Genomic DNA, 13206 nt, shown 5'->3' with positions numbered 1-13206 from the left:
AAAATAATTTTTTATAGATAGATATGCAAAACGGACGTAAAATATCAACTAAACTAATTATTGCATTTTTGGCAGTATTATGTGTTAGCAAGGTAAATGCAAGAACAGCAGTTACTAATACTAATGGAAATAAAGGCGGAGGAGATATTCCTACACCAACTGCTGGTTGTGCTCCTGCTGCTGCTGTAGCAATATTAGAGTTTAATAATATTAGAGCTAGATTAGAAGGTACTGGAGGAACATTTTTTCAAAACCGTGCGGTATCTCCTGCAATTGCGGCTTATCAAGTACCAAAACAGAATACAGAAGATGATCCTTATTATGCAGCAATTTATTCTGCTGGTTTATGGATAGGTGGAGAAGATCCATCTGGAAATGTAAAAGTTGCTGCTGCTTTATTTAGACAAGGTAATGACTTTTGGCCTGGACCTTTAGATGATAATACAGCAGATATTGATGCTGAAACATGTCAGATTTTTGATCAATATTTTTCTATATCTAGAGCTGAAGTTAATGCTTTTGTAGCATGGTATGCAGATCCTTCTGCTTTTCCTGGTTATTCAATTCCAAACTCTATTTTAAATTACCCAGCAAGAGGTAACACTGTTAGAAAACAGGCAGGACAACAGTATTATGTATCTCAAAATTTAGCTCCTTTCTTTGATAATGATGGAGATGGTTTTTATGATCCAAATGCAGGTGATTACCCTAAATATGATTTATTAGGTAATGTTGATTGTAGAGCAACTCGTGATGTTAGACTATTTGGTGATACAACTATTTGGTTTGTATTTAACGATAAAGGGAATACGCATACTGAATCTGGTAGTATAGCTCCTATTGGTATGGAAATTCATGGGCAGGCATTTGCTTTTGCTACGAATGATGAAATTAATGACATGACTTTTTATAACTATGAGTTAATTAATAAATCATCTTTTACGTTTGGAAACACATATTTTGGACAATGGGTTGATGCTGATTTAGGAAATTCAAACGATGATTTTGTTGGTTGTGATGCTTCTAGAGGTTTAGGGTATGCTTATAATGGTGATAATGATGATGAAGATGCTAATGGTGTTACTGGTTATGGCCAAACACCTCCGGCAATTGGAGTTGACTTCTTTGAAGGACCTTATGCTGATGCTGATTTAAAAGATAATCCGTTAACTACTGATATTCCTACAGCTATAGCTGAAGGCGGAATTCCTTATGAGGGGTTAGGAATTGGCTATGGTGATGGTATTGTTGATAATGAGCGTTATGGAATGAAAAAATTTGTTTACTATAACATTGGAGGTGATCCAGTAAATGGGGATCCAGGTTCTGCTTTAGATTACTATAACTATCTTCAAGGACAATGGAGAGCAGGTTCTGGTGGTTCTCAAATGTCTTGGGGGGGTGATGGAACAGGTATTGCTGATGGTCAAGCTGGTGCAATACCATGTGATTTAATTTTTCCTGGAGAGTCAGATCCTTTACATTGGAGTACACAAGGTGTTACACCTACTCCTACAGTTTGGTCTGAAGGTACTGAGAACAATACTGCTGGAGATAGAAGATTCTTACAATCAGCTGGTCCTTTTACATTAGAACCAGGTGCTATTAATGATTTAACTGTTGGTATTGTTTATGCAAGAGCTTTAAATGGAGATAATACTTCATCTATAACTTATTTACAAGTAGCTGATGATAAAGCTCAAGCATTATTTGATAACTGTTTTAAAGTATTAGAAGGTCCAAATGCTCCAGATGTTACGATTCAAGAATTAGAAAATGAGTTAATAATATATTTATCTAATAATAATCCTATTTCTAATAACTTTAATGAATCTGCTAATCTTAAAGATGCAACGATTTCTATTCCTGATACATTAAATGGTGTATACCAAGGTCCAGAATCGGATAGAGATACTTTAAAGTATTATAAATTCCAAGGATATCAAATTTATCAGGTTAAAACTGGAAATGTTTCAGTTACTCAGTTAAGCGACCCTGCAGTTGCAAGATTAATTGCCCAAGTTGATAAAGAAGATGAAATTGGTCAATTAGTAAATTATGAATTTGATAAGAGTATAATTCCAATGTTCCTTCCGAAATGGTTAACGGTGAGAATAAAGGAATTAGACATTCATTTAGAATTACTAATGATGCATTTGCTACAGGAACTGACAAGAGACTTGTAAATCATAAAACGTATCATTTTATTGCAATGGCTTATGCTCATAATAGCTGGCAAGAAATTGACCCACAAAATTTTTCTTTAGGAGGTCAGTTTAAGCCATATTTAGCAAGTAGAACTAATTCTACAGGTAGTGGTATTACAGCATATTCTGCTATACCTCATGATCCAACTGTTGAAGATGGTGGTACAGTTGTTAACTCTAATTATGGAGATCAACCTGAAATTACAAGAATTGAAGGTCAAGGTAACGGTGGTATTGAATTGAAGTTAACAGCAAGTTCTGAAGATCAAATTGTAGCTAATAACTTTAATAATTACCCAACTTATCAAGCTGGATATGGACCAATTACAGTTAAAGTTATTGACCCATTAAATGTTGCAGCTGGTACTTATAAATTACAAGTATTAGATTCAACTTTGTCTTCACCAGCAGGTAATACATTAGATGATGCTTATTGGAGATTATTGGTTCCTAATGCTGCAGGTGGTATTGATACTGTAATTTCAGATGTTTCAATTGCATCAAGATATGAGCAAATGTTTTTAGATCAAGGTTTATCTGTTACCTTAAAACAAGTTGTAGAGCCAGGTGTTAACTTTGAAACTAATAGTGGTTTATTAGGTGCTAGTTTATCTTATTCTCAACAAGGAGTTGATTGGTTAGGTGGTGCTTTTGATATTGATGGTGAGAACGAATTAAACTGGATTAGAAGTGGTAATCAAACTTACGATGTTCCAGGTGCTACTCCTCCAGTATTAAGTGGATATAATGATTATATTGTTGCTGGAACGCATATCGATCCGAATCAAAATTATGAGAACTTATTAAGTGGTACATGGGCTCCATACGCACTTACAGCATCTATTATTGCTGGTAATGGAGATAACTTCGCTTTATCTGGTTCTAAAGTAAATAACGCTCCAGGTATAATTGTTGGTGTTCCTTTTAATGGAGTACCTAAATATTATGCATCTATTACTAATAACACTAAACTTAACTTAGCTAATTTACAATCAGTAGATATCGTATTTACTTCAGATAAGAATAAATGGACTAAAAGTGTTGTTTTCGAAACAGGAGTTGATACAGGTAAAACTGAAAATAACGCTTGGCCTTTTGATAAAAGAAGAGTGCCATCTGTTGATAAAAACTTTAATGCTGTAGATACTTCTGTTGTAAGAGACGCGCATGGAAATCCAAGCATGGGAATGAGTTGGTTCCCAGGTTATGCAGTTAATGTTGAAACAGGAGAAAGATTAAACATTGCATTTGGAGAAGATAGCGGTTTACCAAACGATAATGGTAGAGATATGCAATTAAATCCGTCAGCACGAAGATTTGATTTTGATACTGCTGCTTTCCAATTGGATACTGTTTTAGGTGGTAGACACTATGTTTATATTTTAAACACTAGATATGATGAATCTAAAGAATTCGATTCATTAATATCTATACCTAGAACTTTCCCTACAGGTATTAGTGTAACAAAATCTATTAGAGATGCAGTTGCTAATCAAGTAATTTGGACAGGAATTCCAATGACAAACCAAGGTGAGTCATGGTTATCTTCTGATGCTACTGTTCAATTAAGAGTTGAAAAACCATATGAAATGTTTACAACGGCTAATTCTTCTAATACAGAACCAATAGGTAATGCTACTAGACCAATGTATCAATTTAATATGGATGGATTTGCTTCTCTTAAGAATGTACTATCTGTTGCTGAAGAAAGATTAAATACAATTAAAGCAGTTCCAAACCCATATTATGCATATTCTGAATATGAATCAGGTAAGCTTGATACTAGAATCAAAATCACTAATTTACCTGAAGAATGTGTTGTTTCTATTTACAATGTTAATGGTACTTTAATGAGAAGATTTGTTAAAGCTGACCCTAAGACTAGTTTAGATTGGGACTTAAAGAACGCAGTAGGAATTCCTGTTGCAGGAGGTATGTATTTAATACATATTGATGCAGAGGGTATTGGAGAAAAAATTATTAAATGGTACGGTGTTACAAGACCTACTGATTTAGGAGGATTTTAATATAATTTAATTGCTGATTACAAAATATAAAGTTTTACATATGAAAAATATGAAATTAATAGTAGCTCTTTTTGTTGCAGGTGTTTTATCTGTTGCGAATTCGTATGCAGGTAATGAAGACAGAGCAGGAGAAGCCGGTGCATCACAATTACTAATTAACCCATGGGTTAGAAGTGCTGGTTTTGGCGGTGCAAATACAGCTTCAGCTATAGGTCTAGAAGCAATGAATTTGAATGTTGCTGGTTTGGCTTACACTAATAAAACTGAATTAATGTTTACTCACAAAAACTGGTTATCTGGTAGTGAAACAAAAATTAATTCTTTTGGTTTAACACAAAAATTAGGTGAGGCTGGTGTTTTAGGTATCTCTATTATGTCAATGAATTTTGGAGACATAGATATTACTACTGTAGATTTACCAGAAGGTGGAGTAGGTACTTTTTCTCCTAGTTATTTGAATTTTGACATTGGATATGCTAAATCTTTTTCTGACAGAATTTCTGGAGGTATAGTCCTTAGAATTGTAAGTGAATCTATTTCAAATGTAACTAGTAGAGGTGTTGCTTTTAATGCAGGTGTTAAATATGTTACAGGTGAAAATGATAGAATTAAATTTGGTATTGCTTTAAACAATGTTGGACCAACAATGAAAGCATCTGGTGAAGGTTTAACTTTTACTAATACTGATATTAATACAAATGTTTCTTCTACTCAAGAAAGAAGAACATCTGCTTATCAATTACCATCTTTACTAAATATTGGTGCTTCATATGATTTTTATTTAGCTGCTACTAAAGACTCTTCATCTAATCAAATTAAAGCTGATCATAGATTAACTTTAGCTGGTAACTTTACTGCTAATTCATTTACAAATGATCAATACAGACTTGGTTTAGAATACGGTTTTAGAAATATGTTTATGTTAAGAGCAGGATATATTATTGAAAGTACTACTTGGTTTGATTCAGCTAAAAGAACAACAGCATACACAGGACCTTCATTTGGTGGTTCATTTGTAGCACCTTTAGGAAAAGGTGGAGCTACATTTGGTATACACTATGCATATGAAATGACTGAGAGATTTAATGGAACTCATAGTATTGGAGTTAGATTAGATTTATAATCTTATTATTAAAATATTAAATTGGTTTAAGAGAACTCTTTTTAGAGTTCTCTTTTTCGCTTTTAAAATACGTGTTTATGTCACTAATTAATTACTATACAGCTGAAGGTTTAGCTAAATTAAATGAAGAATTAGATCATTTAAAAAATGTTGAAAGAGCAAGTGTTTCTGCTCAAATTGCAGAAGCTAGAGATAAAGGAGATTTATCTGAGAATGCTGAATATGATGCTGCTAAAGAAGCACAAGGATTATTAGAATTAAAGATTTCTAAATTAGAAACGATTGTTGCAAATGCAAGAGTAATTGATGAATCTCAATTAGATACTTCGAAGGCATTAATCTTATCTAAGGTAAAGATAAAAAACATAGCTAATAATATGGTTATGGAATATACTTTAGTTTCTGAAAAAGAAGCAAATTTAAAAGAGAAAAGAATTTCTGTTGATTCTCCAATAGGCAAAGGCTTATTGGGTAAATCGTTGGGTGAAATAGCTGAAGTTGAAGTACCTACTGGAATTGTTAAGTTTGAAATTATTGAGATAAGTAGATAATGGAGCCATCTATATTTACCAAAATAATTAATAAAGAAATACCTGGTTACATCATTGATGAAACAGATGAATTTATTGCTATTTTGGATGTATTTCCGTTAGCAAAAGGGCACACACTAGTTATTCCAAAAAAGCAAGTAGATTATATTTTTGATTTAGATACCGATATTTATACTCGACTTTGGGTATTTGCTCAACAAGTTGCAAAAAGAGTTGAGAAATCAATACCTTGCAAGCGAATAGGTGTTGCTGTAATTGGATTAGAAGTTCCTCATGCTCATATTCATTTATTACCATTACAGAGTGTTGAGGACATTAATTTTTCGAAACCGAAAATACAATTGACCAAAGAAGAATTTGAAGAAATTTTAGCTTTGATTAAAAAAAATTAAGATTTACTTCGTTTAGGATTCTGTTTAATAAATGCTTCCCAACCAGAGTAGTTTTTTTCTGAAACGGGTTTTCCCATTTGAAAATAATGACATACTGCAGCTGCTAATCCGTCGGAAGCATCTAAGTATTTTGCATCAATTTTTATTTTCAATAAATTTTCTAGCATTCCAGCAACTTGCTCTTTAGATGCAGTTCCCTTACCAGTAATAGATTGTTTTATTTTTTTTGGTGCATATTCAGTTATGGGTATGTTTTTAGAAAGGGATGCTGCAATAGAAACTCCTTGCGCTCTTCCTAACTTTAACATTGATTGAGGGTTCTTACCTAAAAAAGGAGCTTCAATTGCTACTTCATCAGGTTTATATTCGTCAATTAAATAAGAAGTACGCTCAAATATTTTTTGTAATTTCAAAAAGTGGGTGCTTAATTTGTTTAATTCTATGGCACCCATTGCAATCAAAGTCATTTTATTGTCGATTATATGTATAATACCATAACCCATTACATTTGTACCGGGATCAATTCCTAATATTATTTTATCTTTAACCACAATTTAGCTTACTATTGAATACAAAAACAATATACAAATATTTTAATTTAATCTTAAAGATTATAATTGGTGTGTTTGCTTTTGTTTTCATTGTTTATAAAATTAAATCAGGCCTAGCAGAAAACTTAAACTATATTAAATCAACAAAAGTTGAATACCAATATCTGGTTGTTAGTTTGTTTTTAATGTTATTAAACTGGGGGGTAGAATCATATAAATGGAAATATATAATTCGAAAATATGTTCAAATAAATTTTTTTAAAGCTTTTAAATTCGTTCTAACTGGAGTTACCATAAGTTTAATTACACCAAATAGAGTTGGAGAAATACCAGCTAGAGTTATGTTATTAAATGGTTATGAAAAAAGTAAAGACTTAGTTTGGCTAACTACCTTAGGAGCATTTTCTCAGTTGCTTATTACAGTTATGCTAGGAGTTGTAGGTTTATTTTTTTCTAGTCATTATTTTAAAAATTATTATTTTAATTTTCTATTTTTAGTCTTATTCGGATGCGTTTTGTTGTTGAGTATGCTATTTGTTAGCTTTCAAAAAATGCCTTCATTCTTTCAAAAAATCCCCATTTTAAATAAATTAAGTTCTAAAGATTTTAAGGAACTTTCATTTGTTGAATTAGCTAATGTTTTAATTTTAAGTGCACTTAGATATGCTGTTTTTTGTTTGCAATATTGGTTAGTTTTAAAAGCATTCAGTATTCATTTAGATGAAATACAAGAAATAATGTTAATACCTGTTTGTTTTCTTATAGCTTCTATTATTCCAACAATATTATTATCAGAAATAGGAGTGAGAACCTCTGTTGCAGTTTTTGTTTTTGGCATGGTAAGCGATAATGTAATTGCAATAATTTTAGCTTCTTTATTATTATGGATTATTAACATTGCTTTACCAGCTTTTTTGGGTTTATTCAATTTAAATCAATTAACTATTTTAAAAGAATAAGTTGTTTATTTTACTCGTCATATCAATTTTAATTACAGCTATTTATGGGGTATTTGTAATCATATCTATTTTTGGATTTTATAAAATTATAGATACACAAGATTGCAATGACATAAATGATATAAAAGTTTCGATTGTAATTGCAGCTAGAAATGAAGAGGAATATATAGAAAGATGTATTAACTCTATTTTAAATCAAGATTTTAACTATAATAACTATGAAATTATTGTAGTGAACGATCACAGTGAAGATGATACATTAACAATATTACAAGATTTAAAAATTGGAAATTTAAAAATACTATCACTTCCAAATGGAGTAACTTCAAAAAAAGAAGCTTTAAAATTAGGTATTGAAAATGCTCAATTTAATGTTATATCATCAACAGATGCTGATTGTGTTTTGCCACCAAATTGGTTAAAGTTGCTAGTAAGTAACATTAATAAAGATGTTGATATGCTTTTAGGACCAATTGTTTTTAAAGAAAAGGTTGGCTTATTAAATGCTTTTCAACAACTTGATATGTTAGCGATACAGACGTTTCAATTTGGTTTATTAGCAATTAATAAACCTATTCTTAATAATGGAGCTAACTTATCATTTAAAAAAGAAGAATATCAATTGGTTGGAGGATATGATGAATATGAAACCCCTTCAGGAGATGATGTTTTTCTTTTAGAAAAGTTTATTAAACAAAAACTTACAATTAAAGGATTGTTGAATAAAAACTTTATTGTTGAAACGAATCCAATGATAAGTTATAGCCAATTTTTTCAGCAACGAATTAGATGGGCCTCAAAAAGTAAATTTTACGCAGGTAAGATGTTAAAAATGCTGTCTCTTATTATCTTATTTCAAAATATTTTACAAATATTCATCTATTCACAAGTAGTATTAAGCGAAAATTTTACAAACTACTACATATTCTTATTGATAAGTAAATGGCTTATTGATTTTATATTATTATTTTTGGTTGCGGCATTTTTTAATCGAAAGAAATCGATGTTGTATTTTATACCAGTTCAACTATTTTATCCTTTTTATATTTTAGTTGTTGGTTTTGCTTCAATGTTTTTGAAGTTTGAATGGAAAGGCAGGAAATATTAATGAGTAAAGAAAAAAAAGAAATATATTCGAAATCGTTATCTTACCATGCTTGGCAACGGTTAAAAAAGAATAAATTAGCTTTATTCGGAATTTCGATTATCTGTTTGGCTACCTTAGTGGCTGTAATAGGGCCTATTATCCGTCCTGATTCTACCCCAAAAGCGAATGATCAAATTCTTGAAATTACAACAAAAAAGCCTGGCTTTACTGTAGATATTTTACATGTTAGAAAAAATGGGGAATCTGAGAAAACGAGCTTATGGTCTAAGTTTTCAAATGGAGTAGAAACAGGTTATAAGTCTTTACCAATTTATGATTATAGTTTTGAAGGAAGTAATATTGTTGTAGAAAAATATACTGGAGGAGACGTTAATAATGGGCAAATACTCAAATTTAATTTAGCAGATGTAGTTTATCCGTTAGATCATAATGAGGTAGCTCAATCAAGTCAAAATTTAGAGTTTTATTCTGTGGAAGATGGTAAATTATCTATTTCCATTGATGACCTTAAAAAAGAAATCATATCAAATAATATAGAAGCTAAAAAGTTTTATTTAGGAACCGATAAGTATGGAAGAGACATGCTTAGTCGACTAATGGCAGGAACTTGGATTTCACTTTCTGTAGGCTTTATTTCTGTATTTATTTCGTTGTTTATTGGTATTAGCTTAGGAGCTTTAGCTGGTTATTTTAGAGGCTGGGTTGATGATGTTATTATGTGGGTAATTAATGTTGTTTGGTCTATCCCAACACTTTTATTAGTAATTGCGATAACACTTGCTTTGGGTAAAGATTTTTGGCAAGTATTTGTAGCTGTAGGTTTAACAATGTGGGTTGAAGTTGCAAGGGTTGTCAGAGGTCAAGTTTTAAGTATTAGAGAAAAAGAATTTGTTGAGGCAGGTAGAGCATTAGGTTTTACCAACGGAAGAATTATTTTTAGACATATAATACCCAATGTTTTAGGGCCAGTAATTGTTATTTCGGCAATTAACTTTGCAGCAGCAATTTTAATTGAAGCAGGCTTAAGTTACCTTGGAATTGGAGCACAACCTCCACAGGCTACTTGGGGTAAAATGATTTCAGAGCACAAAGGTTATATAATTACTGGAGACGCTTATTTAGCTGTTTTACCTGGTATTGCTATTATTATTATGGTATTGGCATTTGTGCTCGTAGGAAACGCCCTTAGAGATGCCTTAGATTCAAAATCAGTAGATGATTTACCTGCAGTTTAAAAAATTATTAAACAGCTTAAATAAATAAATCCTCCTATTATCATTAAAAAAAGTGTGTAAGGCAAAATTTCTTTTGCTTTAAGACCTGTTATTCCTAATAAAGGCAATGCCCAAAATGGTTGAAGCATATTTGTAAGTTGGTCTCCATAAGCTAAAGCCATTATACTTTTAGGAAGAGATAATCCCATTTCTGTAGCGGCTTGAATAATAATAGGACCTTGAACAGCCCATTGTCCACCCCCACTAGGGACAAAAATATTTACTAAGCCAGCACTTAAAAAGGTGTAAAGAGGATATGTTGTTGCAGAAGATATTTGTACAAAAAAATCAGATATTTCTCCAACCAACCCTGAATTTTTCATAATTCCCATAATACCAAAATACAACGGAAATTGAATTAATATTCCTGCAGCACCAGAAATAGCATCGTCAGTTGCTTCTAAAAACTTAGTAAAGTTTTTATGTAATAAAATAGCTAGCGCTAATAGTAATAAATTAATGTTATTTGGATTGAAAAATGCTAAAATATTATTATCGTATTCAAATCTTATTTTAAAAATAATATAGATAAATATTATCCCTCCAAAAAGAATAGAAAATAACGAAGAGTGATCTAGTTTCTCAGCTCCAGTAATTATTTTTTGAGGGTTTGAATCTTTATCAGTTATTTTTATATTGAAATTTTTAGAATGTACTTTTTTACCTAACCAATACATTGAAATAGGTAAAACAACAATTAATAATGCCATTACGGTTAAATTCATTGAAGAACCCACGGTTTCCCAATATGAAACTTGATTAGGTAAAAGATTAATTTGTTCAGTAGAAAAAATACCAGACATCATTTCTTTTATATGATTTGGTTCAGCAACTTTTGCTAAAGAAGAACCAGATAAGCCTCCGTGCCAAACCATTAAACCTGAATATCCAGCTGCACCAATTAGTGGGTAATTAATTTTAATGCTTTTATTTTTGGCATGTTCAGCAACTTTTCTTGCGAAAATAGCTCCGAAAATAAGTCCCAGGCCCCAGTTAAAAAGTGCTACAATTACAGTAAGTAAAGTAACTAAAGAGGCTGCTTTAGCTGTTGAATTACAATGGTTAACTGCCAAAGAAATAATTTTATTTACGGGTTTAGTTAATGCTAATACATGTCCTAAAACCAACATTAGCATCATTTGCAAGGCAAATACCATTAAGCCAGAATTCCAAACACCATCATCCCAAAATTGAAGTAATTTATAGCTATAAGCAGAGAAACTAGCTTTATTAGGTAAAGTAAATACCAAAGCAATACAATATGTAACTATTGTAAGAATTACGGCAATTGTAAAAGGAGCAGGAAGTAGGTATTTAAATACTTTAGAATATTTATCGCTAAAACTCATGAATTACTTACTTAGAAGTACTTTCCAGGCGTTTTCAATTTCACCATTTTCAATTAATTTTTTTGCTTCATGATGTTTTTCTCCAGTAATAGTTGGGTAAGCAGAAATTTCAGATTCAGAAGGAATTGATTCAACACTTCCTAATAATCCTAAGTCGTTACCTGTTAATATTTTACTGTTTTTTATTTCAGAAGGAATTGCATCAACTCCAATACCAATAGTTGTAATAGGTTTTTGAATTTCAAACATAGATTCGTCATTAGCTCTACAATACCAATTACCTCCCATGCGGCTAACTAGATCAATTTTATGTTGATCAATCATTCCATTCTCATCTAATACCTCTTCATTAATATGAATTTTTAAAACTTCACATATAACCAAGTTACCAGCTCCTCCATTTTGACCTAACTCAACAATTTCATTTACTTTGCATTCAAATTGAACTGGAGATTCTTTAACTCGAAATGGTTTTATAGTTTCTGAAGCTATTGGAGTTAACCCAGATTTTATAAATTCATCAACATCTTTTCCATAAGGAGAGCTAGATAAAGACATTTGTTGAACAATATCATAGTTCACTATATTAATAACAACTTCTTTTGTTTCTTTTACATTGTCAAAAGTATTTTTGGTTTCACCTGTTCTACCACTTCTCGCAGGAGAAAAAACCAATATAGGTGGATTAGCACTAAATACATTAAAGAAGCTAAAAGGACTTAAATTTCTATTTCCATTATTATCTACTGTACTTGCAAAAGCAATTGGTCTTGGACCTATAGCTCCCAATAAATAATGGTGAAGTTTTGGTACTGGAATTTCTTTTGGATCTATCGTTAACATAAAAAATTAAGGCATTTCAAGTTCATAATTTATTTCGTAAAGTGTTACTGTTATTTTATTGTCGCAACTACTTCCGAAATTCAAAGCCCTTGTATCTTTTGATTCTGGTTTAACTAATGCTTGACCAGAAGATACCCAATTACAATCACCATTAAGTGTTAATTTATTTACAATTTGAGCTGTAAAGGCATTGCCTTTAAAAGCTCTGCCAGAAGTAGATCCAGTAATTTCATATATATCATCATTAAACAATGGAGTAGATTCACCATCGATAATTTTTAATTGATAACTTCCTGAATAAAATATTTTTTGATTTTGATTGTTTCTAATTTTCACTTCGTTGAAAGTAATAGTATAAGTAGGATAATTATTTATTATCCCATTGAACTGAGATGTAATTGTTCCTGCAATAAAAGTGAAATCATTTAAAATATAGTCATTAAATGAGATGGAGGTTACTGTTCCTAAATCATCGTAAAAGCCATTGTAACTAGCAGTAATATAACCGCTTCTTAAATTAGTTGAAGTAGAGCAATTACCAAAATTTACTTGTAAAGTTTTTGGACTAGTTGAACCATCAAAAATAATTGTATCACAACCAAAAACTGACGTAGAATCAAGTGTAGTGGCACTAACAACTCCTTGTGATGTACTTGATGCTTGGTGAATAATTTTAAAAATATCGTAAACCAACCCAGTAGCTAAAGCATAGTCTTCAGAAGAGTTTGTACTTGTATCATCATCTCTATCAGATTTTTTACACCCAATAAACATAAATAAACTAGATAGTACTATTATGAGTAATTTTTTCATGAAATAAAG

12 protein-coding genes are annotated in these 13206 nt (G+C 31.2%); 8 read left to right on the top strand and 4 right to left on the bottom strand.

The annotated features are described in order from the left end of the window. Positions 1-23: 23 nt before the first annotated feature. The 5 genes from FRY74_RS02340 (at position 24) to FRY74_RS02320 (ending at position 6300) form a co-directional block, all read left to right on the top strand. The gene (locus FRY74_RS02340) at positions 24-2186 is read left to right on the top strand and encodes a hypothetical protein (protein WP_147098226.1); all 2163 of its coding nucleotides are present in this window, start codon (positions 24-26) and stop codon (positions 2184-2186) included. Next, complete coding sequence (locus FRY74_RS02335; protein WP_147098224.1) at positions 2099-4234, top strand: hypothetical protein; 2136 nt, start codon at positions 2099-2101, stop codon at positions 4232-4234. The genes FRY74_RS02340 and FRY74_RS02335 overlap by 88 nt, the downstream gene beginning before the upstream one ends. Before the next feature lie 40 nt (positions 4235-4274). Continuing rightward, on the top strand, positions 4275-5357 hold the full coding sequence (locus tag FRY74_RS02330; protein ID WP_147098222.1) for a PorV/PorQ family protein: 1083 nt from the start codon (positions 4275-4277) through the stop codon (positions 5355-5357). 77 nt (positions 5358-5434) lie between these two features. Further along, positions 5435-5908, top strand: a complete 474-nt coding sequence (greA, locus tag FRY74_RS02325; protein WP_147098220.1) for a transcription elongation factor GreA — start codon at positions 5435-5437, stop codon at positions 5906-5908. Next, the gene (locus tag FRY74_RS02320) at positions 5908-6300 is read left to right on the top strand and encodes an HIT family protein (RefSeq protein WP_147098218.1); all 393 of its coding nucleotides are present in this window, start codon (positions 5908-5910) and stop codon (positions 6298-6300) included. Before greA ends, FRY74_RS02320 begins: the two co-directional genes overlap by 1 nt. On the opposite strand, the gene ruvC is transcribed toward FRY74_RS02320, so the two are convergent. Beyond that, the gene (gene ruvC, locus FRY74_RS02315; protein WP_147098216.1) at positions 6297-6851 is read right to left on the bottom strand and encodes a crossover junction endodeoxyribonuclease RuvC; all 555 of its coding nucleotides are present in this window, start codon (positions 6849-6851) and stop codon (positions 6297-6299) included. The genes FRY74_RS02320 and ruvC overlap by 4 nt on opposite strands. Positions 6852-6865: 14 nt before the next feature. Here ruvC and FRY74_RS02310 point away from each other — a divergent pair, with 14 nt between their 5' ends. Genes FRY74_RS02310 through FRY74_RS02300 form a run of 3 tightly spaced genes read left to right on the top strand, consistent with a single transcriptional unit; the run spans position 6866 to position 10153 of the window. Next, positions 6866-7810, top strand: a complete 945-nt coding sequence (locus FRY74_RS02310) for a lysylphosphatidylglycerol synthase transmembrane domain-containing protein (protein WP_147098214.1) — start codon at positions 6866-6868, stop codon at positions 7808-7810. Between the two features lies 1 nt (position 7811). After that, on the top strand, positions 7812-8918 hold the full coding sequence (locus tag FRY74_RS02305) for a glycosyltransferase (protein ID WP_147098212.1): 1107 nt from the start codon (positions 7812-7814) through the stop codon (positions 8916-8918). Next, positions 8918-10153 carry an ABC transporter permease gene (locus tag FRY74_RS02300; protein ID WP_147098210.1) on the top strand — a complete coding sequence of 412 codons (1236 nt, stop codon included), beginning with the start codon at positions 8918-8920 and terminating at the stop codon, positions 10151-10153. The genes FRY74_RS02305 and FRY74_RS02300 overlap by 1 nt, the downstream gene beginning before the upstream one ends. Here the strand turns inward: FRY74_RS02300 and FRY74_RS02295 are convergent. Genes FRY74_RS02295 through FRY74_RS02285 form a run of 3 tightly spaced genes read right to left on the bottom strand, consistent with a single transcriptional unit; the run spans position 10150 to position 13197 of the window. Beyond that, positions 10150-11541: a short-chain fatty acid transporter gene (locus FRY74_RS02295; RefSeq protein ID WP_147098208.1), complete on the bottom strand. Its 1392-nt coding sequence runs from the start codon at positions 11539-11541 to the stop codon at positions 10150-10152. The genes FRY74_RS02300 and FRY74_RS02295 overlap by 4 nt on opposite strands. Before the next feature lie 3 nt (positions 11542-11544). Next, positions 11545-12384 (bottom strand): flavin reductase family protein, encoded by an 840-nt coding sequence (locus FRY74_RS02290; protein WP_147098207.1) that lies wholly within the window; start codon positions 12382-12384, stop codon positions 11545-11547. 6 nt (positions 12385-12390) lie between these two features. Beyond that, entirely contained in the window at positions 12391-13197 is an 807-nt protein-coding gene (locus tag FRY74_RS02285; protein ID WP_147098205.1) for a hypothetical protein, read from the bottom strand. Between the last annotated feature and the right edge of the window lie 9 nt (positions 13198-13206).

Origin of the sequence: Vicingus serpentipes, from assembly GCF_007993035.1 — a bacterium.
In the GTDB taxonomy this organism is placed as follows: Bacteria; Bacteroidota; Bacteroidia; order Flavobacteriales_E; family Vicingaceae; genus Vicingus; species Vicingus serpentipes.
This window is presented reverse-complemented; position numbering and strand designations above follow the sequence as displayed.